The sequence below is a fragment of the Marinobacterium lacunae genome, from assembly GCF_000705555.1.
In the GTDB taxonomy this organism is placed as follows: domain Bacteria; phylum Pseudomonadota; class Gammaproteobacteria; order Pseudomonadales; family Balneatricaceae; genus Marinobacterium_D; species Marinobacterium_D lacunae.
The window spans coordinates 278,990-302,619 of record NZ_JMQN01000015.1 but is presented as its reverse complement, the minus strand read 5'-3'; the positions used below and the strand labels follow the sequence as shown (position 1 = coordinate 302,619).

The window sequence follows — 23,630 nt, the reverse complement described above, 5'->3', positions numbered from 1 at the left end:
GGATAACCCTGAAACAACTCAGAGCAGCCGATGAAACGGTTGTGGATCATCTGTAATCAGCGCGGCCCCCCCCCTGCATCAAAACCCGCCCCCCGCGATCAGACCGTTGACGGTCCAGTAGATCAGTGGGTAGCCGCTGGCAAGGCACGCAGCCGTTTCAGATTGTGTTCATCCAGCGCTTGCCGCTCGTAGTGAACGCTGAAGATCCCAAGGCGTTCCAATAGAGCCGATCAGTTTGGCCGTAGGGCCAGCCCTCGCGGAGCCGTTACGGTAGCAGTAGAGAGCCCTGGCGCACTAATCCGCGCCCAGCAGCGAGGTAGGGATCCTCGCCATCGAGCACCAGCAGATCGGCACGCACGCCCTCCGCCAGCTCGCCGACCGGCTGCCCCAGGGCCTGGGCACCACCGCTGAGGGGCGATCCGGCCCGTCACATCCACGCGGTGCAGCTGGAACTGGCCCAGTGCAATTACATGGAGGAACAGGAACCTTTTGCCTATAACCCAACATTGGCAGAGCCAACGGCGCACCTGCTGAAGGCGCTGCTGTCGGAAGCGCTCGAGTGGGGACGAAGTACCTATGCCGGAGCCTAGAGCGCTCCCGCATTCAGACAGGCAGCCGTTAGAGATAGCGCGCAAACGGCTGCGGATCGTCGGTAATCAGTGCCGTAACCCCCTGCGCCAGCAGGCGTTCGCCCGCTTTCTTATTGTTGACTGTCCAACAGATCACGGGATAACCGCTCGCTTTGAGCAGACTCAGCGTGCTCTCTTTCAGCGCCTGCCAACGATAATGAATGCTGTAAATGCCCAACCGATCCAGCAGCAGCGGCCAATCCGGGGGCAGTCTGGCGGTCAGGAAACCGCGTCTCAGATCCGGTACCAGTAGATGGCATTGGCGTAACTGTTCGGCACTGAAACTTGAAACGATCAGTCGTTCGGGGTCGAAGCGCTCGAGTACCGGCACGATCTGCTGAATCACATAACGCGGGTCTTCGCCGTGATCCTTCACCTCCAGATTCAGCCCCATATCCAGCTCGTCGAGCAGCGTCAGCATCTCCGCCAGAGTCGGCAGCGGCTCCGGCGGCGAATCGCGATAATGACTGCCGATATCGATCCGCGGCAGATCCGCAAGGCTCAGGTTGCGCAGCGGCTGAGGTCGGCCGCACAGCCGGGCCAGATCGTCGTCGTGGTGGATCACCGGCGTGCCATCGCCCAGCAGGGTCACATCCAGCTCGACCCAGCGTACCCCTTGCCGCGCCGCCTCGCGCACGCCGCTGAGCGAGTTTTCCGGCGCCAGCTTGCGCACGCCGCGGTGACCGATAACCCTTGGAATGTCGGTAGCTCTCATAACCCATCAGCCCATGTTATAGAGCAAGCATAGCCCCTTTTAAATTGGCAGCTGATAACGCCGTTTAGCCTTTTACTGCAACGCGCCTCCCACCCTACATTAACGAGCCTCCAGTAACCGGTCCGCCAGCTCCACAAAACCCAATCCACGAGGCTGTTCAAGCAATACCGCAGGATGATGACGCATATCGGTTAGCCACTGCGCGATGTTGGCGACACCAAAAGTGTACTTCAAACCGGCGAACATCGATTCGTCGTTGGCCGAGTCACCGATGAACGCTACCTGATTGAGAATCTGTTCGTCATCCAGATTAAACTCGTTGCGCAGCAACCTCAGTGCCATCGGGAACTTTCCGAAGTCCCCGCGCCAGGCATTAATATGGATCGAGCTGGCGCGCGCCTGTACGCCGCACTGCGTCAAAAGTCTCAGCAGCTCCCGTATCTGCTGCTGCGGCAAGGGCTCTCGATCCTGCCCAATATCGAGCGCCACATCCGCCACCCGGTAAACCTGATCCTGAGCGAATCGAAGATCTTGATAGTGAGGCATTAACTCGCGCTTTATCACATCGATAACCTCCGCCTGCCTCCGGCGGAGCTCCGCGTCGTCATACCAGCCGATATGCATTAGCCGCTTTTCCGACCGATAGATCTTGTAGAACGCGCCGCTTTCACCAATCACCGCACTGACCGGCCAGGCACGCACCATATGATCGCACCATCCGGCGCAGGCACCTGTTACGGGTATCACCTGAACGCCCGCTTCATGCAAATGATAGATAGCAGTCAGGGTCTCGGGCAGCAGCTGACCGTCGGTGGTAAGGGTGTCATCTACATCCGTCAGCAGATAGCGGATAGCAGATAGCGAAGCCTGATTGATAACACTCATTGAACATCATCCATTGAAGTTGCAAGCCACTCCAGACCTCTGCTGTCGAGTAGCCCTTGTTGATCCGAGGTCAATCTATCGGTAATGAACAAATCAATCTGTTCGAAGGGGGCTACTACGACCATCGCACGGCGTTTCCACTTGCTGGCATCGGCCAGAAGAATGCGTTGCCGCGAATTGGCCAGGATGGCCCGGCTCACTTCTGCTTCCTGAGGATCAAAATCCAGCAGCCCTGCGTCCGGATCCAGGCCGCCGCTGCCGACGATACCGAAGTCCACCCGAAACTCACGAAAGAACTGTACGGTTTTCTCACCCACCAAATCACGATCGTTACAGCGTAGCCGTCCACCGCTGAGCAGAACGTTGATATCCACGTGATCGCACAGGATATTGGCCACATCCAAATTATTGGTCAGAACCTGTAGATCACGGTGATCTATCAAGGCCTCCGCCAGCATCGCGACCGAGGTGCCGATACCGAGAAACAGCGACGAGCCACTCGGGATATGCGTGGCACAGGCCTGTGCGATTGTGCTTTTAACAGACGCATTAGTGGTACGCCGAGTATGGTATGAACTGTTTTGCGTGGTTACCGGCAGCGCCACGCCTCCGTGTACGCGCCGTGTCAGACCCGCTTCACACAGTTGGTTGATATCCTTTCGAATCGTCTGCGTGCTGACACTAAATCGCTCTGCCAACAGTTCAACGCTGAGCTCCCCGGTGTTGCCAAGCACATCGACGATCTCCTTCTGGCGATCATTGAGCTTCATAGGCAACTGCCTCAGTTTCTGTCGACAGCAGCGCGGTATCGCCGCCTCTAACCAACGGTGCAAACACCTGCGGACAATCGGTGATCAATCCATCGACTCCCCGAGCAAGCAGCTGCATACCCACGTCACGATCATTGACGGTCCAGCACAGAACGCGTAAGCCAAGTGCTTTGGCGCGCTCAAGGATATCGGCATCGAGCCCCTTCCAGTCACAGTGCAGGCTGAAAAGGCCAAGCGCCTTAACACGTTCGACCCAACCCGCCTCAAGACGCTCGACCAGCAGCCCTATACGAATGTTCGGCAGCTGCAACCGGCACTGCTGCAGCAACGCTTCGCTGAAGCTGGAAATCAGCAACCGGTCAGCGTCGAAGCTGTTGAGCACAGGTGCAAGTCGGTTGACCACGTAAGCGGCATCCAGACCGTGATCCTTGATCTCCAGATTCAGCCCCATATCCAGAGACGCTAACAGCGCCAGCATCTCAGCCAGCGTGGGTACAGGCTCTGAACACGGCCAGCCACTGAAGTGAACGGCGGTGTCGACACCGATCAAATCCTGCAAATTGAGCTCATGCAGCACGCCGCTGCGGTCGGACAGGCGATCCAGATCCGCATCATGATTGATCACCGGTGTGCCATCGGCCAGTAACGTCGTATCGAGTTCAACCCAACGCGTCCCCAGAGTGTGGGCCTTGCGCACACCTCCGAGCGTATTTTCCGGTGCCAGAGAAGGAATACCACGATGACCGATCAGTAAGGGGAGGTCCGCCCCGTCAAATGTCGCGCTCAGCATGTAGCAAGCCTTTGGTCGGTTTTCGAATCGAACAGATGCAGATCATTAAGATCAAGACCCAGACGTAGAGGCTCGTCGCTCACATCCCTGTACTCGCCGCGCAGACGGGCGGTCAGCTCAACATCGGCGCCGTTCGCCCCCGGTACCACCCCGTGTAAAAGGGTATCCGCACCCAGCGGTTCAGCCAGCTGTACATTCAGATTGAGGCTGAAACGCTCCTGATCATGATCGAAACGATGAAGATGCTCAGGACGGATCCCGACTTTCACGGCACCTTCGAACTCATGCTTCTTCGGCAGGGTAATGCTTTCGCTACCCAGCCTGAGCTGATCGCCGATCAACTCACCGTCGAGGAAGTTCATGGACGGCGAGCCGATAAAGCTTGCTACGAAGGGAGTCTGTGGCGAATCGTAGATATCCATCGGTGTGCCGATCTGCTCAGCAGCTCCGTTGTTGATGACGATCAGGCGATCAGCCATCGTCATCGCTTCAATCTGATCGTGGGTCACGTACACGGCGGTGGTACCCAGCTCACGCTGCAGACGTTTGATCTCGATCCGCATCTGTACACGCAGTTTTGCATCCAGGTTCGAGAGCGGTTCGTCGAACAGGAAGACCTTGGGATCGCGCACGATGGCGCGGCCCATGGCGACGCGCTGGCGTTGACCACCGGACAGTTGGCGCGGCTTGCGAGTCAGCAGATGATCCAGCTGCAGCACCGACGCGGTGCGCTCGACACGTTGGGCGATCTCCTGTTTGCCAAAGCCGCGGTTTTTCAGTCCGTAGGCCATGTTGTCGTAGACGGTCATGTGCGGGTACAGCGCATAGTTTTGAAACACCATTGCGATGTCACGCTGTGCCGGCTCCTTTTCGTTGACCCGGTTACCGTCGATCAACAGTTCGCCACTGCTGACGGTCTCCAGACCCGCCAACATGCGCAGCAAGGAAGATTTGCCGCACCCGGAGGGGCCAACGATCACGATGAACTCGCCATCCGCGATATCGATCGACAGGTGTTTGATCGCCTCGTGACCGTTGGGATACTTTTTACTAATAGCGTCGAGAGTCAGGGTCGCCATGATTAATCTCTTATTTCTCGGTCTCAACCAGTCCTTTTACAAACAGGCGCTGCATCATCAGCACAACACCCACCGGTGGCAGCATGGCCAGTAACGTCGTCGGCATTACGATATTCCAGGCAACCTCGTCGTCACCTACCGCCAGCATGCGCTGGATACCCATGACGATGGTGTAATAATGCTCGTCTGTGGTGACCAGCAGCGGCCAGAGGTACTGGTTCCATCCGTAGATAAACATGATCACGAACAGCGCCGCGAGGTTGGTGCGCGACAGCGGCAGCAGAATATCGAATAGAAATTTGACCGGGCCCGCGCCGTCGACACGCGCCGCTTCCACCAGCTCGGGCGGAATGGTCATGTAGAACTGTCGCAGCAAAAAGGTCGCCGTGGCGCTGGCGATCAGCGGCAGAGTGAGACCGGTATAGCTGTCAAGCAGATTCAGGTTAGCCACCACCTGAAAGGTGGGCATGATACGCACCTCAACCGGCAGCATCAGGGTCATGAAGATGATCCAGAAGCAGACCGAGCGTAGAGGAAAACGGAAGAATACGATGGCGTAGGCCGCCATCAGTGAAATCACGATTTTGCCAATTGAGATACCCAGCGCCATCACCAGACTGTTGAACAGCATTAGCATAGCGGATACGCCAACCGAGCCGTCATTCCCGCCGGAAAGCACCTGTGAGAAGTTCTCCAGAAACAGGTCGCCCGGCCAGAACGGTATCGTGCCCGACACCAATCCTTGAGCCGAATGCGTGGAGGCAACGAATGCGATCCAGATAGGAAAGGCCACTAGCAGTACGCCAAGCCCCAAAACCAGATGACTGAGAAGATTCAGCCAGAAACGATTTTCAACCATCAGTACTGCACCTTTCGTTCGACAAAGCGGAACTGAACCACGGTCATCAGCCCAACCAGCACCATCAATACAACCGACTGCGCCGCCGAACCGCCAAGATCCAGCCCGACGAAGCCATCATCGAAGACGTTGTAGACAAGGGTACGCGTGGAATCACCGGGGCCGCCCTTGGTCACCGCATGGATAATGCCGAAGGTATCGAAGAAGGCGTACACGACATTGACCACCAGGAGAAAGAAGGTCGTCGGTGAGAGCAGAGGAAAGGTAATGGTGAAGAAACGGCGTCCGGGGCCTGCACCATCGATTGCGGCAGCTTCATGCAGTGACTGCGGAATGGCTTGCAATCCAGCCAGGAAAAACAGGAAGTTATAGCTTATCTGCTTCCACGCGGCGGCAATAATTACCAGCAACAGCGCCTGATCACCGTCGAGAAAGTGGTTCCATTCGATACCTATCGTGTCCAGCATGTACGCTAAAACGCCCACGGTAGGGTGAAACATAAATAGCCAGAGTACGCCGGCAACAGCAGGCGCAACCGCGTAAGGCCAGATCAACAGGGTTTTGTACACCTGCGCTCCGCGTACGACCTGATCCGCCATCACCGCGAGAAGCAGGGATACGCCCATCGACATCAGGGTCACGCCAGCACTGAAAATAATCGTGGTCCACAGCGTGTGGTAGTAGCGGCTATCGGTGAAGATCTGCGCGTAGTTTTCAAACCAGACAAACTCTGTCGAGAGTCCAAAGGCGTCCTCCACGAGAAAGGATTGCCATACGGCCTGCCCCGCTGGCCATATAAAGAAAACCAGCGTCACAAGCAGCTGCGGTGCCATTAATATCCAAGGCAGGAAGCGGTGATTGAACGCCGGTATGTTTGAGTGATGAGACATAGATCATGGGCGGCACCAGCACGCACGTGCCGCTGCCGCCGTCCTCCGGTTATCAGCCGTTGCTGCGCTCGAACTTGCGCAGAAGGGTATTGCCGCGTTCAACCGCGCGATCCAGAGCGTCCTGAGCAGTCGCCTTTCCTGACCACACGTTTTCCAGCTCTTCGTTGATGATGTCGCGGATCTGGACGAAGTTACCCAAACGCAGTCCCTTGGAGTTTGCGGTAGGCGTACCGGAGGTCATCTGAGTGATGGCCACATCAGTCCCCGGGTTCTGCTCGTAGAAGCCCTGCTTGCGGGTGAGCTCCGCAGCGGCATAGGTGATCGGGAGATAACCGGTGAACTGGTGCCAGTCCGCCTGTACTTCAGGAGAGGATAGATAGCTGAAGAACTGTGCCACACCCTTGTAGTCTTCGGCGTCGTGACCGTTCAAGGTCCATAACGTCGCGCCCCCGATGATAGTGTTTTTCGGGGTGTCGATCATGGACTTCCAGTACGGCAATTGAGAGACACCAAATTCGAAGTCGCTCACAGCACCTTTGACGCCGGAGTAAGATGCAGATGAGTTCATGTACATGGCACATTCACCGCTGTAGAACTTCGGCGCACTATCGGAGCGACGGCCGCCGTAGCTGAAAATGCCGGACTTCTGCCACTCGGCCAATTGCGCGATGTGCTTGACGTGGGCCGGGCTGTTGATCACCAGCTCTGTGTCGGTGCCGCCGAAGCCGTTATTCTGAGTTGCAAACGGCAGGTCATGACGGGCACTGAAGTTTTCCAGCTGTACCCAAGACTGCCAACCGGTGGTGAATCCGCACTTGTAACCGGCATCGATCAGTTTTTTGCCGACCTGACCGATCTCTTCCCAGGTCTTCGGGGGCTCGGCACCGACCTTAGCCAGTGCGTCTTTGTTGTAGTACAGCACTGGGGTTGAGCTGTTGAACGGCATGGAGAGCATCTTGCCATCATTGCTGGTGTAGTAACCGGTCACGGAGCTCAGGTAGTCACTGGGATCAAACTCGACACCGGCGTCCGCCATCAGTTTCCACGTCGGGTAGACTGCTCCTTTGGCGGCCATCATCGACGCAGTACCCACCTCGAACACCTGCACGACGTGAGGCTGCTGATGAGCGCGGAACGCAGCAACTGCCGCGGTCATGGTCTCGGTGTAGTTACCCTTGAACACCGGCTTGACGACATAAGCGTCCTGGCTGTTGTTGAAACCTTCGGCGATCTCATTGACCTTCTCGCCCAAGCTTCCACCCATTGCGTGCCACCACTCGATCTCTGTAGCGGCACTGACTTGCACGCTCAATGCCGACGCCAACGCCAAACCAACTGCTTTACGAATCATTGTCTGCTCCATGAAGTTAATGACTGTCCGCTCTACGAGCCGACAAATGGTTTCAAGTGAAACCCATAACACCACCACTTCATTTCAAAACGCTTACCAATCAGTTTCATTTATATGTATTCTGAACGTCCAACCACCTTGTCGTGCACACTACTCAGCCGTGGCCCGCCGACTACTCCCCGGGATTCCCGCTACCGATTCCCCCCTACTCGATTGGCCGATTGTTCGCCTTCCGGTATACTTTGCGGCCCTATTTGCTGCTATATCCGCGCCTTTTGCGCGGGTTATAAGGAAAGTCTGAAGGACACATCCATGAGCCGTATGAATCCAGATCTCGATCGCCTGCAGCCTTACCCGTTTGAAAAGCTCGCGCTGCTCAAGCAGGGCGTAACGCCGCCGGCCGGTCTCGAACACATCTCGTTAGGGATAGGTGAGCCGAAACATCCGGCGCCGCCGTTCGTGCTCGACGTGTTGCGCGAGAATCTGGACAAGGTATCGGTCTATCCCACGACGGTGGGAATGCTCGAACTGCGTCAGAGCATGGCTGACTGGTGTACCCGCCGCTTCAAGCTGCAAGAAGGCAGCCTCAGCGCGGAGCGGCACATGCTCCCGGTCAACGGCACCCGCGAGGCGATCTTCGCCTTCGCCCAGGCCGCTATCCAGCGCAGCCCCGACGCCCTGTTGATGATGCCGGACCCCTTCTACCAGATTTACGAGGGTGCCGCCTACCTGTCCGGTGCCGAGCCCTACTACCTGCCCTGCCTGCCGGAACACGGGTTTATCCCGGACTATGACGCAATTCCGGCCGATGTCTGGAAGCGCACTCAGTTGCTGTTCGTCTGCTCCCCCGGCAATCCGACCGGGGCGGTGCACAACATGGCGCAGTTGAAGAAGCTGATCGCGCTGGCCGACGAGTATGATTTCATCATCGCCTCTGACGAGTGCTACTCGGAGCTTTACTTCGACGAGGAGAAACCTCCGGTCGGACTGCTACAGGCCTGCGCCGAACTGGGTCGCCATGACTATCGCAACTGCGTGGTGTTCCACAGCCTGTCCAAGCGCTCCAACCTGCCCGGTCTGCGCTCCGGTTTTATCGCCGGTGACGCCAAGTTGATCGAGCCGTTCCTGCTCTACCGCACTTACCACGGCGGGGCGATGCAGATTCAGCACCAGCTGGCCTCTATCGCCGCGTGGAACGATGAAGCCCATGTGCTGGAGAACCGCAGCCAATACCGGCACAAGTTCGACGCCGCGATCAAGATATTGTCGCCGGTACTGGATGTGAAAACACCAGAGGCCAGCTTCTACCTGTGGACACCTACGCCGATCGATGACGACCTGTTCACCCGCGGCCTGTTCGAGCAACAGCACCTGACCGTGCTGCCCGGCCGCTACCTGTCCCGGCCGATGGCCGATGGCCGTCTGCCCGGCGCCGGCTTCGTGCGCATGGCGCTGGTGGCCACCGTGTCAGAGGTCATCGAGGCGGCTGAGCGTATCCGTCGCTATGTGGAATCGCTGTAAGGAAAAAACCGATGACAACGCTCTACGGCATCAGCAACTGCGACACCGTGCGCAAGACACGCAAATGGCTCGAAACCAACGGCATCGCCTGCGCGTTTCACGACTTTCGCAAAGAGGGTCTCGAGCGTGCGCAGGTTGATCGCTGGTGCGACGCCCTCAGCATCGACACCGTATTGAACAAGCGCGGCACGACTTGGCGGGCCCTGCCTGCCGAGCAGCGCGACAGTCTCGACGAGTCTGGCCTTCGGGCTTTGCTGGTCGAGCACCCTACCCTGATCAAACGCCCGGTACTTGAGCATAACGACACGATTCGTGTCGGCTTCAAGGCCGAAGAGTACGCCGCCCTATTCGGCGTCGAATGACAGTTAAACGAATTACGAGGATATAAAGATGGCAAACTTCGCATTCGGCCTTGGCGTCGGAACCAAATCCAGCGCCGGTGAGTGGCTGGAAGTCTATTACAACGCACCGCTTCTGGGCGCCGATGACAAGCTGATCGACGCTGTTGCCAAAGCCGTCGACTACACCGGCGGCAACGCTGCGATCGAGATCAACGCCGCTGCACTGAAGAAGCTGGAAGAGGCTTTCCTCTCTGTCGGCGCCGAAGATCAGGCACTGGTCAGCGAAGTGCTCGAAGGCAGCCAGCAGCCGATCGTCCTCTGTGTGCTGGAACAGGACGCAGCACCGACCACCACCGCCGAGGTGTACCTGAAGCTTGCCCTGCTCTCCAACCGTCTGGTCAAGCCGCACAGTCTGAACCTGACCGGGATGTTCGGCCTGCTGCCCAACGTGGCCTGGACCTCAGAAGGCGCGGTTTCCCTTGAGGACCTGCCGCGTCGCCAGCTGGCCGCCCGCGCTCAGGGCCGTGTGCTTGACGTGCAGTCTGTGGACAAGTTCCCGAAAATGACCAACTACGCCGTACCGGCCGGTATCCGCGTTGGCGATGCGTCACGCATCCGTCTGGGCGCTCACGTCGGCGAAGGCACCACCGTCATGCATGAAGGCTTCATCAACTTCAACGCCGGCACACTGGGCGTGAGCATGGTCGAAGGCCGCATCTCCGCAGGTGTTGTCGTGGGCAACGGCTCTGACATCGGTGGCGGTGCTTCCACCATGGGTACACTCTCCGGTGGCAACAACGTGGTGATCTCCGTGGGTGAAAACTGCCTGCTCGGCGCCAACGCCGGCCTCGGCATCCCGCTGGGCGATCGCTGCACACTGGAAGCCGGTCTGTACGTAACCGGTGGATCCAAAGTCACTGTTCTGGATGATCAGAACAACGAAGTGGGCATCGTTAAGGCATCGGAGCTCGCCGGCAAGCCGGACCTGCTGTTCCGCCGCAACTCTCAGAACGGTCGCATCGAGGTGAAAACCAACAAGAGCGCCATCGAACTGAACGAAGAACTGCACAAGCACAACTAAGACCAAAACGGCACGCCAACCTGCCTTGGTGTGCCGTTCCTCGAGGCCCTACCCGCTATGTCGACACGCTCGGAAACCCTGGAACTCACCTGTGAACTGATCAGCCGCCCTTCGGTTACGCCTGAAGACGCCGGCTGTCAGGCGCTGATGATCGAACGTCTGGAGAAGCTCGGATTCAAGATCGAGCGTCTGCCGTTCGAAGAGGTGACCAATCTCTGGGCCCGTCGTGGCGGCGAAGGCCCGCTGTTCTGTTTTGCAGGCCACACCGACGTGGTGCCCACAGGGCCAGTCGAGAAGTGGAGCCACCCTCCGTTCGAGCCCACCGTTGAAGACGGCTACCTCTACGGGCGCGGCGCGGCGGACATGAAGGGCAGCATCGCCGCCTTCATGACCGCTCTGGAGCGTTTCATCGAGCACCACCCGGACCACCTGGGCTCTATCGCGCTGTTGATCACCTCCGACGAAGAGGGCCCGTTCATCAACGGCACCACGCGCGTAATCGATCACCTTGAGGCACGTAACGAGAAGATCGACTGGTGTATCGTGGGCGAACCCTCAAGCACCGAGAAAGTGGGGGATGTGATCAAGAACGGCCGTCGTGGTTCGCTCAGCGGCACGCTCAAGGTACGCGGTGTTCAGGGACACGTGGCCTACCCGCATCTGGTACGCAACCCGATCCACGAAGCCGCGCCTGCTCTGGCAGAGCTGGCCTCTACGGTCTGGGATGAAGGCAATGAGTTTTTCCCGCCGACGAGCTTTCAGATCTCCAACATCCATGCCGGAACCGGCGCTACCAACGTGGTCCCCGGAGAAGTCGAGGTGGCATTCAACTTCCGCTTCTCCACTGAAAGCACCGCGGAGGGCCTCAAGGAGCGTGTCCGCGAAGTGCTTGAGCGCCACAACCTGGAGTGGGATATCGACTGGATTCTCTCTGGCAACCCCTTCCTGACCGCCGCCGGCAGTCTGGTCGATGCCAGTCGTCAGGCGATTCAGGCCGTGACCGGACTCGACACCGTGCTCTCCACCTCGGGCGGCACCTCTGACGGTCGCTTTATCGCACCAACCGGCGCGCAGGTGGTTGAGCTTGGCCCGGTCAACGCGACGATCCACAAGATCGACGAACGGGTGAAAGTGGCCGACCTGGACACTCTCTCGTCCGTATACGAAAACATCCTCGCCCGCCTGCTGGCGAAGGACTGAACACAATGATGCCACTCAGCTGTCCGGTCTGCCATGGCGCGCTTGCGATCGATGCCGACGAGAAATCGCTGCACTGCGAAGCCGGCCACAGTTTCGACCGGGCGCGTCAGGGCTATTGGAACCTGCTGCTGGCTCAGCGCAAAAAGTCGAAAGACCCCGGCGATAACAGCGAGATGATTCAGGCACGTCGCCGCTTTCTCGACGCCGGTTATTACTGGCTGATCGCCGAGCAGCTCAACCAGCTGCTGGTGGCCGAGCTGTCCGGTATCCAGTCGCCCCTGCTGCTCGATCTTGGCTGTGGTGAGGGCTATTACACCATGCAGATCGAAGAGGCGCTCACTGCCGCCGGATTTTCGGCACAGATTGCGGGGCTCGATATCTCCAAACACGCGGTAAAAGCTGCCTGCAAACGCAGTACCGGCATCGACTGGCTCGTCGCTACCGGGGCTGATGTGCCGCTGCCTGCCGAATCGCTCGATGCGATGACGCTGATGTTCAGCCGTGTCATGCCAGGCCCAATGGCCAAAGTGATCAAGCCCGGCGGACTGCTCGTTGTGGTCTGGCCAGGGCCTTCCCACCTGATGGCGCTGCGTGAGCTGATCTACGACGAAGTGCGGCTGCGCGAATACGATCCGACACCCGAACTCGACGCTCTGTTCGAGCATCAGCGCACCGAAACCCTGAACTTCGACTTTGAGATCGACAACGCCCAGGGCATCGACGACCTGCTGACCATGACGCCACATGGGCAACGCATCAAATCCTCGACCCATAGCGCTATACTCGAACGGGGACAACTGAACTGCCAGGCGGATATACGGCTGGGTGTCTATCGACGCCGACACGACATCTGCATGTGAACCAGTTTGGGTTGAGCCTGTCCCAGTTCAGATAATCTCTTCGATCACGTCATGGATTGAGATGAGAATACGTCAGTGGCTGCATGCGCGTGCCGATAATCCGCGCCAAAACTTCACCTTTCTGCTCACGGGTTTCAGCCTGTTTGCACTGGGCCTGGCGCTGGTCGGCGCCGGTCAATATCTGTTTGCACCCGGCATTGATGGCGAGTTGGTAGCACTTGCCGGCTTGATCCTGATCGGGGGCGGCATCATACTCGCAGCAGTCGGCTATTTGAGCCTTAGCGTACTTCGCATCTTCAGCATTCTGGACAAAAAACATGAGTGAGCAGCGTCATCCCGACATTGAGGTATACATCAAGAACCGCTCTCTGGAGACGGTGCTTGAGTGGCTGGGAACGCGCTGCGACACGGTGCGTACGCTCAACAGCGTCGGCGGCACTCACGCCCTGGAAGTGAGTCTGAACAACTGCTCCATCCCGGTCATGATCCACGAAAAAGCCGTGGGCAAAGCCTGGATCAGCATCTGGTTCCGCTCCGACAAAACGCCCTGGGCCCGTGACATCGACTGCGCCCACGAAGTCGCCGATGCGCTCGATACTCAGGTCCGCTGCATCGCTGAAAGCTGGAGCGAAAGCAGCGACGCCGATGAGGAAGAGGAGTGGTGGCGCGTTGAAAACGGCAATGCCGAAAAGATTCGATGGCCTAACAGCTAAGGACGGCAAACATGACCGACCCTGCCGAACCGCTACACGCCCTGCTGCTGGACGGACAGGGTGGTGCCCGGGACCTCACCGGAGACGAGATCCGCAGCTGGCAGCCGGATCAGGGCGTTCTCTGGCTACATCTGGACTATAGCGAACCTTCGGCTCAACAGTGGCTCAATGAGGAATCCGGCTTGCCGGAGGTCGTCATCGAGGCCCTGCTCACTGAAAACACCCGCCCACGCGCCACTCAGGTTGGCGACGGTCTGCTGATCGCGTTGCGCGGTGTCAACCTGAACCCGGGCGCGGATCCGGACGACATGGTGTCCGTACGTCTCTATGCGACACCCTATCTGATTATCTCGACCCGCAAGCGACGTCTTCAATCCGTCACCGGGCTTGCGGCCGACTGCCGCAACGGCGAAGGACCACGCGATGTGGCTGAGCTTCTGATCGAGCTTAGCGACCGACTGGTTCAGCGCATGGGCGATGTCGTCGAGGAAACCGAAGAGGCGCTATCGGAGCTGGAACTCGAGATTCTTGAGCAGCAAAATGCGTCTGTGCGCCAGTCACTCTCGGCGCTGCGCCGCCAGACTATTCGACTGCGCCGCTATTTCGGCCCTCAGCGCGATGCTTTCAACCAGTTGCAGAGTGAGCGCCTGACCTGGATAAGCGCCGACCAGAAACTGCTGCTCAGAGAGGTGAGTGACCGTTTACTCCGGCATATCGAGGATCTGGATATGATCCGCGAACGCGCCGGAATGGCTCAGGAGGAGATGATCAGCCAGCTGTCGGACCAACTTAACCAGCGGATGTACATCCTCTCACTGATCGCGGCCATATTCCTGCCCCTGGGCTTTCTCACGGGGCTACTGGGCATAAACGTCGGTGGTATCCCCGGTGCCGACAACCCTTACGCATTCGAGCTGTTTTCGATTCTGCTGTGTATTCTGGTCGCGCTACAGCTCTGGCTGTTCAAACAAAGGCGCTGGCTTTAGCCTCGGCTGTTCGCTTTTTGAAGTCAAATTATATAGTAGCCTTGGTGTTACAGCTGCTGTCTCGACAGCGATGTAACGGCCCTGAACCACCCAAGGTCTTAACCACGAGGTTGATACAACATGAAACTGTTCGCCGCCTTGATACTGTCCTTTAGTTGTTTAAGCGCTCACGCCGCCGAACTGACGCAGCCCACCGGCCCTGTCATTCTTGAAGTAACAGGTGCGATCGACAATACCAACGCAGAGGGCGTGGCGCGCTTCGATAAGGCGATGCTTGAACAACTCGAACAGCACGTCACCAAGACCGCCACCCCCTGGCATGAGGGTAAAGTGGAGTTCGAAGGGCCGCTAGGCCGTGCCCTGCTGACGGCTGTCGGTGCCAAAGGTGACACACTGGTCGTCACCGCCATCAATGATTATGCAGCCGAAGTACCGGCTGAAGATTTCGACAACTACGACGTCATTCTGGCGATGAAAGCCGATGGAAAATACATGCGCGTGCGCGACAAGGGCCCGCTGTTCATCATCTACCCCTTCGACGAGAACCCGGATCTTAATTCAGAGGTGATTCACAACCGGTCCGTCTGGCAGATCAAAAAGATCGAGATTCGATAACACTCTGGCACGGATCCAACCCCGGCGATGCGACAACAACAGAGCAACTCAGTGGTCAGAAGAGTCTTCATGGACCGAACCATCTGGTTCATGGCGGCCATTTCCGCCCTCTTTCTGGCCGCAACGCTGGTTGCATTCGCCATTCTCGTGCAGCGACAACAGGTGCTGCTAGGTTCGGTGCATGAGGACACGCTGTGGGCGGCCTATCAGATCGACCGCGAGACTCAGAAACTCAGCCACGAGCTCAAACTGCTACAGATCACACCCAACTCGGCATCCCAGCTTGAGGAAGTGCTGCTGAGATTCGATGTTCTCTATAGCCGTGTTGACCTTCTACAAAGAGGCCAACTGAAGACTCTGTTCTACGTCAAAGATGATATCGCGCAACTGGTGGATCGTTTCGTAGCCAATGTAGACGCTATCGACAGCCTGCTGCCCGAGCTTGAAACACTGTCACCGACGGCACTTGCGAAGGCGAACGAGTTCTCCGGGAAACTCGAGCCGATCGCTGAAGAACTGCTACTGAAAATGCTTCAGCAGCGTGCCGAGAACAAAACCGATGGACGTAATGAAACCCTGCAGCTTTTGCAGGTACTCGCAGCCCTTGTCGGCCTGATGCTGCTGAGCACTCTCAGTATCATCATCATCGTGTTCAAACGCCATGCCGAAGCCGAGAACCAGCGCCATCATGCCGAAGCGCTGGCCGGGGAACTGAAAATAGTGGCCGAGCAGGCGCAGGCGGCTAACAGGGCCAAGTCCGAATTTCTGGCCATGATGAGCCATGAGATACGTACGCCGATGAACGGCATTACCGGCATGATCAGTTTGCTCGAACAAACACCGCTGGATGAAGAGCAGAAAGGGTTTGCCCATACCGTCCGCCAGTCGGCTGATGCACTACTCACGATCCTCAACGACGTACTGGACATCTCCAAGATGGAAGCCGGTCGCCTGGAACTCTCCAACAGCGACTTTGACCTAAGGCATCTAGCCCAGGATGTCATCGCACTGCTGCAACCACGCCGGGATGAAAAGCCGATCACTCTCGAACTGGATGTAGCGCCTTACATCGCCCAACGCTATGCAGGTGATCCGGTCAGAATCAGACAGATCCTGATCAATCTGGTCGGCAACGCCATCAAGTTTACCGAACAGGGGCGCGTGACCCTGGCCATCTCCGGCAGTGATGACGGAATACGTTTTGATATAACCGATACCGGTATCGGCATCTCGGACGCAGCTCAGGAGAAGCTGTTCGGCATGTTCATTCAGGCCGATGCATCCACATCCAGGCGCTTTGGCGGAACCGGACTGGGTCTGGCGATCTGCAAGCGTCTCGTTGAGCTGATGGGGGGGGAAATTCAGTTCAGCAGTAAAGTCAATGAAGGCAGTCATTTTTGGTTTGTACTGCCCTTGCAACCGGTTTTTAGGGGCGCCACGGAACAGACTCCCGAGCCCACCGCACAACAATCGGGCGAGATCCAGAGCGAACTCAACATCCTCGTAGCCGAGGATAACAAGGTCAATCAGGCCGTCATCAAGGGGCTGCTTAGCCGAAGCGGTCACAGGGTCAGCATTGCCGAGAATGGCCGCCAGGCGGTCGATATGGCGAGTGAGGGCGGGTACGACCTGATATTGATGGATGTGCAGATGCCGGAGATGGACGGACTGGAAGCTACACGCCTGCTACGGGCAGACGATCGGACCCTCGCCCTGCCGATTATCGGCCTTACCGCTAACGCCATGGCCAGCGATAGGATCGAATGTCTGGAGGCCGGAATGAACGACTTCCTATCCAAACCGGTTGATATCGATAAGGTGAAAGCGGCCATTGCGCGCACCCTTTGCCCTTGACGGGCCCTGGTGTGTCGCCGGACGCGTGTCTTTCACTTATCAGGCCTCGGCAGGTGCTGGCTTCGCTTTCTCCCCTTTTTGCTGATAGATCACCGCAATAATGATCATACCCAGACCGATAAAGGTTGCCGGTGCTATGGGTTCGTCAAGCAGGTAACGGATAAACACCAGCGACAGGAAGGGCGAGAGAAAAATCAGGTTGCTGACGCGGCTAACATGTACAGCGCTGCGCATGGCACCGAGCCAAAGCATGAAGGTGATACCCATTTCAAACAGACCGACCCAGGCAGCTCCCGCGAGCGCCTTCAAAGGCGGCATGCCCAGATCACCCTTCCAGGCCATCAGCGCCCAGACCAGTGGAGTACCCACCAGAAAACAGATCAGCAACATAACGGTCGCAGGTGCGGTGGAGCGTGCGTTTAGGATCCAGTACAGAGCCCAGAACAGGGTGCTGATCATCGCCAGCGCCACACCCTCGCCACTGACAAAATCCAGTGCCAGCAGATCACCACGCGTGGCGATCATCAGCGCCCCCATATAGCCGCCAGCAAGCGCGATCATATCGCGTCCCCTCAAAGGCTGTTTCAATAGGGGAACCGCCAGCAGGGACAGCGTCAGGGCCCAGGTGTAGTTGATCGCCTGGGCTTGCTGTGCCGGCAGCAGATCATAGGCGCGAAACAGCACCAGATAATAGATTGCCGGATTGATTACCCCCAGTGACAGGCATAACAGAGGCCGCTCCCTGAAGGCGATTGCCACGCTGCCCAGTTGACGCTGCCAACAGACGGCGATGATCAACACCAGCGTGGAAAACAGGCTCGCCCAGCCCAATAGCTGCACAGGTGAGAGCCACTGCAATGAGAGTTTGAATGCCGTCGCCACCGTGGACCAGAGCAACACAGCCGAGCCACCGAGCAGCATGGCGCGGGACTGATTTTTAACTGACATGAATGAATCCTTTTCGCAAAACGACAGGCAATCGCCCCGGTGCGCAATACTAAGCGCTGGTTGAGATCGAGTGGCGCGACTTATCGATCAAGTCGATCATCATACGACCACTGGAGGCCAGTGCAACCTGCTCGAACTGATCGCTTGCGAGCCGGCCCGTTCGCGGTATATGGGTGTGGGTGTCGACATGACTGACCAGGTAGGCATACTCGCCCCGCTGGCCGTCATTGATTGAACGGTTCAGGCGATCGACCACCGCCGCCGTATAGAACTCGTTGGGATCGGGGTAGCGTGAATCAGGCTGTTCCAGCGAAAAACTGCCATCGCCGACAGGTGCGTTTCTCACCGGCGAGTACAGCTCCTGATTGGAGGCGATCAGACTGAGCAGCATAGCGAAACGAGCACCATTGGAGGACTGCACCGCCTGCGGCAGGTCCGCGGTATAGCTCTCAATGCGCTGTTGAATTCGTTCCGTCTGCATTACACCTCCAGAGTACCTTTCCTCTATCGGCCCATCGGATATATTCTTTAAATATTTTAGTGTATTCAGGAAGTTGCAATGTCCCGCTGGAGACCACCCGCGCCCCGTAGCGCCCCCTATATCACGCAGGAAGGCTACGAGCGCCTCAATGCCGAGCTTAAGTATTTATGGAAGGAAAAGCGCCCGGAAGTCACTCAGGCGGTCAAGGAAGCGGCGGCGCAGGGAGACCGCTCTGAGAATGCCGAATACATCTACGGCAAGAAGCAGCTGCGCGAGATCGACCGCCGTATTCGCTACCTGTCCAAACGCCTCGAAACCATCAATGTGGTCGATCGCGCACCGGATGACCGGGAAACCGTCTTTTTTGGCGCCTGGGTCACACTTGAGGATGAACAGGGGAACTCACGCGAGTACCGTATCGTTGGCGCCGACGAGATCGGCGATGTACCCGGTTACATCAGTGTTGATTCACCACTGGCCCGGCTGATGCTCAAAAAACAGGCAGGCGACGAAATCTGGCTCAAGAAGCCGGATGGCGTTGAGGAGTGGTTCGAAATCATCGAGGTAGGCTATCGCTAAGGCGGTAGTCCGGCCTGACCAAGCACACATTAGGCGGGTACACAGGAAAAAATCGAGGGAAAAATAAAAAGAGAAAAGAGAAAAGAGAAAAGTGGTGGGTCGTATAGGACTTGAACCTATGACCAATTGGTTAAAAGCCAACTGCTCTACCAACTGAGCTAACGACCCGCCGGGTGAGTCAAGAGTGGTGGGTCGTATAGGACTTGAACCTATGACCAATTGGTTAAAAGCCAACTGCTCTACCAACTGAGCTAACGACCCGCTCAAAACTCTTTTTCGCAGCCCTTGCGAACTGCAGGGTTGGCTCCTCGAGCTGGACTCGAACCAGCGACCAATAGATTAACAGTCTACTGCTCTACCAACTGAGCTATCGAGGAATAACCCTAAATCATCCTTAAATGGCGGAGGGACAGGGATTCGAACCCTGGGAGCCTCGCGACTCGTCGGTTTTCAAGACCGGTGCTTTCAACCACTCAGCCATCCCTCCGTAAGGATGGGCGCAAATATTACCTTCAAAATTTTAAGTGTCAACCACTTAGAGCAACTTTCTACACATTCCTAAACAGGCTGATCAATCGGTGTTCAACTGTTCTCCATATTCTCGACCAAGGCGGCCAACGTTAGGGGACGAGCATAGAAATAACCCTGAATAAGATCACACCCCTGCTCTCGCAAAAACGCCACCTGCTGCTCTGTTTCGGCGCCTTCAGCCACAACTTTTAGACCTAAGGCATGCGCCATAACGATCACGGTTTCGACAATGGTGCGATCATCCGGGTCCAGGTGTATATCCGCTACAAACGAACGGTCGATCTTGAGGTAATCGATCGGCAAGCGCTTGAGGTAGGCCAGTGATGAATAGCCCGTGCCGAAATCATCGATCGCCACCTCTATGCCCAGCTGTTTGATTTCACGCAGTTGCTCGTTGGCCAATGCGAAGTCTTCAACCAACGCGCTTTCCGTTACCTCTATACAGAGACGGGTCGGATCGAGTGCGCCGTCCTGTATGGCGTCACGCACCCTATCCTGCCAGCTGTCGCTGCGGAACTGACGCGGTGACAGGTTAATACTGATTTTGCTGTGCTTGAGCGGTTCCTGATGACTATCCCGGGCCACCTCACCGATCAGCCAGCGGGTCAGATCGACGATCATATCCGTCTCTTCAGCAACGGCGATGAACTCGGCGGGGGATACCGACCCCAACTCTGCACTGTTCCAGCGCATCAACGCTTCATACATCCGAACCTCGCCGGTATTCGGATCCACTTCGGGTTGGTACACCAGACTCAGCTCACCATTCGCCTCGGCCTGTCGCAGCCCCTGCTTGATCCGCACCAAGCGCCGGTTTCGCTCGTCGATTCGAGTATCGAAAAACGCGTATCGACCTCGCCCACTCTCCTTGGCGTAATACATGGCCGCATCGGCATTACGCATCAGCTGATCGCGGTCTTCACCGTCACGAGGTGCCACCACGATGCCGATACTGCAACCGATCACCAGCTCTTGTCCCTCTACGCGATAGGGCTTCGCCAGTGCTTCTATCAGCTTTTCCGCAATCGTGGCAAGCTGCGAGTCATCACTGGCGTGGGAAACCAGCACGGTAAATTCATCGCCCCCCAAACGGCAGGCCACATCGACCTTGCGCAGCTGGCTTTCCAGGCGGCACGCGACCTGTACCAACAGTTTGTCGCCCAGCTCATGCCCACTGCTGTCGTTGACCTCCTTGAATCGATCAAGATCGATGAACAGCAGACCGAACGGCTCCTGAAAGCGATCCAGTTGCTGTAAGGCTTCGGCAACCTTCTGTTTGAACGAGGCTCGGTTGTACAACCCGGTCAGCGTGTCGTAGTACGCCAACTCCCGAAGTGCCTGCTCGGCTCTCTTTTCGGCACTGATATCCTGATAGATCGCGAAGTACCCGCTGATGCGACCGTTACGATCCACGATAGAGCTGACCGACAGTCTGGCCGGATAGAGGGTGCCATCCGGTCGCCGGTTGACCACCTCGCCGCGCCAACGCCCCTGCCCTCGCAACTCCTTCCAGAACTCCCGATAGAAAACATCATCCTGACGTCCTGATTTCAGCATGTCGGGGCGTCTACCGACCAATTCATGCTTTTGATACCCCGCTATGCGGGCGAAGGAATCGTTAAGCTCGACGATCTTGCGATCGGCATCCGTAACGATAATCCCCTCTGTGGTATTCTCGAATATCCGCCGCGAGAGGTTCACCAACTGCTCGTTCTGCTCCTTCTCGGTGATATCCAGCGAGATGGTACACACGCGCGCTTGTTTACCCTCGTACAGTGGAAACTTCACCATAAACCAGGTTTTCGAACGCCCACCGAGCTGCGTCGTCCACTCAAACTGAGCCGATTCGCCACTGTCGAGCACCTGACGATTAACGCGCATATGCCGCGCTAGCAGCTCCTGCGGCATAAAGGTTTTGGCCGCACTTTGATCCTCGACCGGATTGAACCCGTAGGTCCCTACGAACCGCGTATTAACGTAAACGAAACGCCCTTCTGCGGTCACAATGCTGACCAGTGCGGGTATATGCCGCATCAACTCCTCGAACAATGCATGCTGGCTGATCAACGCATCACGGCTGACGTTTAGCGATTCAGCGAGCTTGTTCAGCACTGTCGCTATCTTCGCGAGTTCATCCCGGCCGTTTAACTTGATCCGCTTGTCATAGCGTCCGGCCTCCAGCAGGGCGATGCCGTTTGTGATCTTGCCAAGGCGCCTGCTGATATGGCGGTCGAAGCCGAACATCACCAGTCCGCCAAAGGTCAGTATTCCGATCGATACCCACACCAATAGTCCTTCGATACCAGAGATCAGCTGATTGCCCGCCTGCTCCAGATCGAGCTCAATCAGGACAGCGCCCCAGCTTTCACTGCGCAAGTGGTCGGGATCGGGGAATCGCAGCGGTGCGACGCCGTACACCGTGTTTTCAGCGTGCGAAGATGCCAGCTTAGCGGACAGTGTTGTCTTCACCTGATCAATCAGATCAGGGGGATAGTGCAGCGGAAGTTGCGACAGCGGCAGTCCCACCATCGCCAGCGATGACGATGCCACCACACGCCCCTGATGGTCGATCACAACCAGATGCTTCACATCCCTGCGTACGCTGTTCGCGGCGACTTCTCGCTTTACCCCGAGCAGGTCGTCATGCATCAGCATGTATTCAAGCGTGCCCTGCAGACGGTTCAGTGAATAACGTATATCGCTCTCGGTACTTTCCTTGGTCAGTGATAACAGGTAGGGACGCACGACAAAGAGTGTGAACAGCAGGGCCATCAGCCCGATAGCAAGAATGGTGCCCGGCACCAAAAGGCGCAAAGGCGGGGTTGGAATGCGCTTCATTCCCATATGTCCTCGGGTACAACAAACGCCCGCAAGTCCACCGGCCTCGTCAGCAATTGATGATCGGTCATGACACGCCCCATACGCTCGGCCTGCCTGAGGAGCGGAGAGGGTTTAGCGTAGATAAGATCGCGGTTGTGCTTGCGTCCCACAATGCGCAGCCCGGCAAATGCAGCGAACATCTGATCGGGGGTCAGTCCGAGGCGGGCGGACATCAGACGATACGATTTTTCAGGCTCACGAGCGAGATAGTCGACACCTTCAAACCAGGCATCGAGTAGTGCCTTGACCTGCTCGGGCCGATCCTCAATCACCTCAGGCCGCACAACCAGAACGTCGATTACCTCATCGGGTATCTCGCGGCTGCTGAAAAGCTCGGTTGCGCCACCCGCCATCAATCGCGAACGCACAGGTTCAAAGGTGACCAGCGCTTCCACACTGCCCTCAATAAATGCCTCCTCGTGCTGGTTCACCTCCAGCGCGACCACTTCCACGTCAGCAGTAGAAAGCCCCTCGACGCTCAGGGCACGACTGAGTACGTATGCACCGAGAGCACTGGTCTCGACTCCAATCCGCTTACCCTTCAAGTCAAACAGTCTTTCCCCCGTACGCGCGAGAATCGCATCGGCGCCATAGGAGGTATCGGAGATCAAAAGCACCTGAGCCGCAACGCCACTGTCACGCAGCAGCAACGCTTCATCCAGCGTCAGCGCTGCCACATCCAGTGCGCCGTTACGGTACGCTCTTATCACTTCGGTAGCCGAAAGCAGCTCCACCAGTTGCACCCGGTCCCTGTTGATATAGCCCAGCTCACGAGCGAGATAGATCGGCTCGTAACCTGGCCAGACATTGGTGCCGATCCTTAGCGGAGGTTCTGACATGTCGCAGCCGATAATCGACAGCGCAAGTGCAAATGGCAGGAGTAATCGGTAGATCTTGGGCAATACCAATTCAAGTCCTCGCATGGAGATAAGGCGCCAGAACGCTCACGCCTGCCGCCTAGTCGCGTAGATCAGGCGCCTGCTTTCGATTATGCAACTTTTTACACAATCAGCTATAGGCTAAAAGTTTCACACCCCCACCGAATGGACACGGATCAATATTCTACCCACAA

23 protein-coding genes and 4 tRNA genes are annotated in these 23,630 nt (G+C 57.2%); 11 read left to right on the top strand and 16 right to left on the bottom strand.

Annotated features, from left to right (window positions below; all coding sequences use genetic code 11):
- Window positions 1-618: 618 nt before the first annotated feature.
- From ADIMK_RS06000 to ugpB, 8 genes are all read right to left on the bottom strand, one after another.
- Entirely contained in the window at window positions 619-1,344 is a 726-nt protein-coding gene (locus tag ADIMK_RS06000) for a glycerophosphodiester phosphodiesterase (protein ID WP_036184921.1), read from the bottom strand.
- 99 nt (window positions 1,345-1,443) lie between these two features.
- Window positions 1,444-2,229 carry an HAD-IIB family hydrolase gene (locus ADIMK_RS05995; RefSeq protein WP_036184919.1) on the bottom strand — a complete coding sequence of 262 codons (786 nt, stop codon included), beginning with the start codon at window positions 2,227-2,229 and terminating at the stop codon, window positions 1,444-1,446.
- Window positions 2,226-2,999, bottom strand: coding sequence for a DeoR/GlpR family DNA-binding transcription regulator (locus tag ADIMK_RS05990; protein ID WP_036184917.1), 774 nt, complete (start codon window positions 2,997-2,999; stop codon window positions 2,226-2,228). Before ADIMK_RS05990 ends, ADIMK_RS05995 begins: the two co-directional genes overlap by 4 nt.
- Window positions 2,986-3,789: a glycerophosphodiester phosphodiesterase family protein gene (locus tag ADIMK_RS05985; RefSeq protein WP_051692533.1), complete on the bottom strand. Its 804-nt coding sequence runs from the start codon at window positions 3,787-3,789 to the stop codon at window positions 2,986-2,988. The genes ADIMK_RS05990 and ADIMK_RS05985 overlap by 14 nt, the downstream gene beginning before the upstream one ends.
- Window positions 3,783-4,868, bottom strand: a complete 1,086-nt coding sequence (ugpC, locus tag ADIMK_RS05980; RefSeq protein WP_036184915.1) for a sn-glycerol-3-phosphate ABC transporter ATP-binding protein UgpC — start codon at window positions 4,866-4,868, stop codon at window positions 3,783-3,785. The genes ADIMK_RS05985 and ugpC overlap by 7 nt, the downstream gene beginning before the upstream one ends.
- A 10-nt stretch (window positions 4,869-4,878) precedes the next feature.
- The gene (gene ugpE, locus ADIMK_RS05975; RefSeq protein ID WP_036184913.1) at window positions 4,879-5,727 is read right to left on the bottom strand and encodes a sn-glycerol-3-phosphate ABC transporter permease UgpE; all 849 of its coding nucleotides are present in this window, start codon (window positions 5,725-5,727) and stop codon (window positions 4,879-4,881) included.
- Window positions 5,727-6,617: a sn-glycerol-3-phosphate ABC transporter permease UgpA gene (ugpA, locus tag ADIMK_RS05970; RefSeq protein WP_036184911.1), complete on the bottom strand. Its 891-nt coding sequence runs from the start codon at window positions 6,615-6,617 to the stop codon at window positions 5,727-5,729. Before ugpA ends, ugpE begins: the two co-directional genes overlap by 1 nt.
- 52 nt (window positions 6,618-6,669) lie before the next feature.
- Window positions 6,670-7,968, bottom strand: a complete 1,299-nt coding sequence (ugpB, locus tag ADIMK_RS05965; RefSeq protein WP_051692530.1) for a sn-glycerol-3-phosphate ABC transporter substrate-binding protein UgpB — start codon at window positions 7,966-7,968, stop codon at window positions 6,670-6,672.
- Between the two features lie 321 nt (window positions 7,969-8,289).
- Here ugpB and dapC point away from each other — a divergent pair, with 321 nt between their 5' ends.
- From dapC to ADIMK_RS05915, 10 genes are all read left to right on the top strand, one after another.
- Window positions 8,290-9,489, top strand: a complete 1,200-nt coding sequence (dapC, locus tag ADIMK_RS05960; protein WP_036185323.1) for a succinyldiaminopimelate transaminase — start codon at window positions 8,290-8,292, stop codon at window positions 9,487-9,489.
- An 11-nt stretch (window positions 9,490-9,500) separates the two neighbouring features.
- Window positions 9,501-9,851, top strand: a complete 351-nt coding sequence (locus ADIMK_RS05955) for an arsenate reductase (protein ID WP_036184909.1) — start codon at window positions 9,501-9,503, stop codon at window positions 9,849-9,851.
- A 28-nt stretch (window positions 9,852-9,879) separates the two neighbouring features.
- A complete protein-coding gene (gene dapD / locus ADIMK_RS05950) occupies window positions 9,880-10,911 on the top strand; it encodes a 2,3,4,5-tetrahydropyridine-2,6-dicarboxylate N-succinyltransferase (RefSeq protein ID WP_036184907.1) in 1,032 nt (343 codons plus the stop codon).
- 57 nt (window positions 10,912-10,968) lie between these two features.
- On the top strand, window positions 10,969-12,111 hold the full coding sequence (dapE, locus tag ADIMK_RS05945; protein WP_036184905.1) for a succinyl-diaminopimelate desuccinylase: 1,143 nt from the start codon (window positions 10,969-10,971) through the stop codon (window positions 12,109-12,111).
- Between the two features lie 5 nt (window positions 12,112-12,116).
- The gene (locus ADIMK_RS05940; RefSeq protein ID WP_051692529.1) at window positions 12,117-12,971 is read left to right on the top strand and encodes a putative RNA methyltransferase; all 855 of its coding nucleotides are present in this window, start codon (window positions 12,117-12,119) and stop codon (window positions 12,969-12,971) included.
- 61 nt (window positions 12,972-13,032) lie between these two features.
- Window positions 13,033-13,296 (top strand): hypothetical protein, encoded by a 264-nt coding sequence (locus tag ADIMK_RS05935; protein WP_036184903.1) that lies wholly within the window; start codon window positions 13,033-13,035, stop codon window positions 13,294-13,296.
- On the top strand, window positions 13,289-13,684 hold the full coding sequence (locus ADIMK_RS05930) for a hypothetical protein (RefSeq protein WP_036184900.1): 396 nt from the start codon (window positions 13,289-13,291) through the stop codon (window positions 13,682-13,684). The genes ADIMK_RS05935 and ADIMK_RS05930 overlap by 8 nt, the downstream gene beginning before the upstream one ends.
- Window positions 13,685-13,695: 11 nt before the next feature.
- Window positions 13,696-14,670 (top strand): zinc transporter ZntB, encoded by a 975-nt coding sequence (gene zntB, locus ADIMK_RS05925; protein WP_036184897.1) that lies wholly within the window; start codon window positions 13,696-13,698, stop codon window positions 14,668-14,670.
- A 120-nt stretch (window positions 14,671-14,790) separates the two neighbouring features.
- Window positions 14,791-15,285: a putative pterin-binding protein gene (locus ADIMK_RS05920; RefSeq protein ID WP_036184893.1), complete on the top strand. Its 495-nt coding sequence runs from the start codon at window positions 14,791-14,793 to the stop codon at window positions 15,283-15,285.
- A 69-nt stretch (window positions 15,286-15,354) separates the two neighbouring features.
- Window positions 15,355-17,139 carry an ATP-binding protein gene (locus tag ADIMK_RS05915; protein ID WP_036184891.1) on the top strand — a complete coding sequence of 595 codons (1,785 nt, stop codon included), beginning with the start codon at window positions 15,355-15,357 and terminating at the stop codon, window positions 17,137-17,139.
- A 39-nt stretch (window positions 17,140-17,178) separates the two neighbouring features.
- Here the strand turns inward: ADIMK_RS05915 and ADIMK_RS05910 are convergent, their stop codons facing one another.
- Both ADIMK_RS05910 and ADIMK_RS05905 read right to left on the bottom strand, forming a co-directional pair.
- Window positions 17,179-18,087, bottom strand: coding sequence for a DMT family transporter (locus ADIMK_RS05910; protein ID WP_036184889.1), 909 nt, complete (start codon window positions 18,085-18,087; stop codon window positions 17,179-17,181).
- Window positions 18,088-18,136: 49 nt separating this feature from the next.
- Entirely contained in the window at window positions 18,137-18,568 is a 432-nt protein-coding gene (locus ADIMK_RS05905; RefSeq protein WP_036184887.1) for a hypothetical protein, read from the bottom strand.
- A 78-nt stretch (window positions 18,569-18,646) separates the two neighbouring features.
- On the opposite strand from ADIMK_RS05905, the gene greB reads away from it, so the two are divergent.
- Window positions 18,647-19,147 (top strand): transcription elongation factor GreB, encoded by a 501-nt coding sequence (greB, locus tag ADIMK_RS05900; RefSeq protein ID WP_036184884.1) that lies wholly within the window; start codon window positions 18,647-18,649, stop codon window positions 19,145-19,147.
- Between the two features lie 92 nt (window positions 19,148-19,239).
- On the opposite strand, the gene ADIMK_RS05895 is transcribed toward greB, so the two are convergent.
- From ADIMK_RS05895 to ADIMK_RS05870, 6 genes are all read right to left on the bottom strand, one after another.
- Window positions 19,240-19,315 (bottom strand) — tRNA-Lys (locus ADIMK_RS05895).
- Between the two features lie 17 nt (window positions 19,316-19,332).
- Window positions 19,333-19,408, bottom strand: a tRNA-Lys gene (locus ADIMK_RS05890).
- 40 nt (window positions 19,409-19,448) lie between these two features.
- Window positions 19,449-19,524, bottom strand: a tRNA-Asn gene (locus ADIMK_RS05885).
- 22 nt (window positions 19,525-19,546) lie between these two features.
- Window positions 19,547-19,634: transfer RNA gene (locus ADIMK_RS05880), tRNA-Ser, on the bottom strand.
- A 95-nt stretch (window positions 19,635-19,729) separates the two neighbouring features.
- Complete coding sequence (locus tag ADIMK_RS21245) at window positions 19,730-22,516, bottom strand: EAL domain-containing protein (protein ID WP_051692526.1); 2,787 nt, start codon at window positions 22,514-22,516, stop codon at window positions 19,730-19,732.
- On the bottom strand, window positions 22,513-23,481 hold the full coding sequence (locus ADIMK_RS05870; protein ID WP_051692524.1) for an ABC transporter substrate-binding protein: 969 nt from the start codon (window positions 23,479-23,481) through the stop codon (window positions 22,513-22,515). Before ADIMK_RS05870 ends, ADIMK_RS21245 begins: the two co-directional genes overlap by 4 nt.
- Window positions 23,482-23,630: the final 149 nt, after the last annotated feature.

Bases quoted from the DNA above. Each gene is read 5' to 3' on its own strand.
- ugpE (WP_036184913.1), bottom strand. From the start codon at position 5,727: ATGGTTGAAAATCGTTTCTGGCTGAATCTTCTCAGTCATCTGGTTTTG.
- ADIMK_RS05920 (WP_036184893.1), top strand. From the start codon at position 14,791: ATGAAACTGTTCGCCGCCTTGATACTGTCCTTTAGTTGTTTAAGCGCT.
- ADIMK_RS06000 (WP_036184921.1), bottom strand. From the start codon at position 1,344: ATGAGAGCTACCGACATTCCAAGGGTTATCGGTCACCGCGGCGTGCGC.
- ADIMK_RS21245 (WP_051692526.1), bottom strand. From the start codon at position 22,516: ATGAAGCGCATTCCAACCCCGCCTTTGCGCCTTTTGGTGCCGGGCACC.
- ugpB (WP_051692530.1), bottom strand. From the start codon at position 7,968: ATGATTCGTAAAGCAGTTGGTTTGGCGTTGGCGTCGGCATTGAGCGTG.
- ugpC (WP_036184915.1), bottom strand. From the start codon at position 4,868: ATGGCGACCCTGACTCTCGACGCTATTAGTAAAAAGTATCCCAACGGT.
- ADIMK_RS05985 (WP_051692533.1), bottom strand. From the start codon at position 3,789: ATGCTGAGCGCGACATTTGACGGGGCGGACCTCCCCTTACTGATCGGT.
- ADIMK_RS05915 (WP_036184891.1), top strand. From the start codon at position 15,355: ATGGACCGAACCATCTGGTTCATGGCGGCCATTTCCGCCCTCTTTCTG.
- ADIMK_RS05990 (WP_036184917.1), bottom strand. From the start codon at position 2,999: ATGAAGCTCAATGATCGCCAGAAGGAGATCGTCGATGTGCTTGGCAAC.
- ADIMK_RS05935 (WP_036184903.1), top strand. From the start codon at position 13,033: ATGAGAATACGTCAGTGGCTGCATGCGCGTGCCGATAATCCGCGCCAA.
- dapD (WP_036184907.1), top strand. From the start codon at position 9,880: ATGGCAAACTTCGCATTCGGCCTTGGCGTCGGAACCAAATCCAGCGCC.
- ADIMK_RS05910 (WP_036184889.1), bottom strand. From the start codon at position 18,087: ATGTCAGTTAAAAATCAGTCCCGCGCCATGCTGCTCGGTGGCTCGGCT.
- dapE (WP_036184905.1), top strand. From the start codon at position 10,969: ATGTCGACACGCTCGGAAACCCTGGAACTCACCTGTGAACTGATCAGC.
- ADIMK_RS05930 (WP_036184900.1), top strand. From the start codon at position 13,289: ATGAGTGAGCAGCGTCATCCCGACATTGAGGTATACATCAAGAACCGC.
- greB (WP_036184884.1), top strand. From the start codon at position 18,647: ATGTCCCGCTGGAGACCACCCGCGCCCCGTAGCGCCCCCTATATCACG.
- zntB (WP_036184897.1), top strand. From the start codon at position 13,696: ATGACCGACCCTGCCGAACCGCTACACGCCCTGCTGCTGGACGGACAG.
- ADIMK_RS05955 (WP_036184909.1), top strand. From the start codon at position 9,501: ATGACAACGCTCTACGGCATCAGCAACTGCGACACCGTGCGCAAGACA.
- ugpA (WP_036184911.1), bottom strand. From the start codon at position 6,617: ATGTCTCATCACTCAAACATACCGGCGTTCAATCACCGCTTCCTGCCT.
- dapC (WP_036185323.1), top strand. From the start codon at position 8,290: ATGAATCCAGATCTCGATCGCCTGCAGCCTTACCCGTTTGAAAAGCTC.
- ADIMK_RS05995 (WP_036184919.1), bottom strand. From the start codon at position 2,229: ATGAGTGTTATCAATCAGGCTTCGCTATCTGCTATCCGCTATCTGCTG.
- ADIMK_RS05905 (WP_036184887.1), bottom strand. From the start codon at position 18,568: ATGCAGACGGAACGAATTCAACAGCGCATTGAGAGCTATACCGCGGAC.
- ADIMK_RS05870 (WP_051692524.1), bottom strand. From the start codon at position 23,481: ATGCGAGGACTTGAATTGGTATTGCCCAAGATCTACCGATTACTCCTG.
- ADIMK_RS05940 (WP_051692529.1), top strand. From the start codon at position 12,117: ATGATGCCACTCAGCTGTCCGGTCTGCCATGGCGCGCTTGCGATCGAT.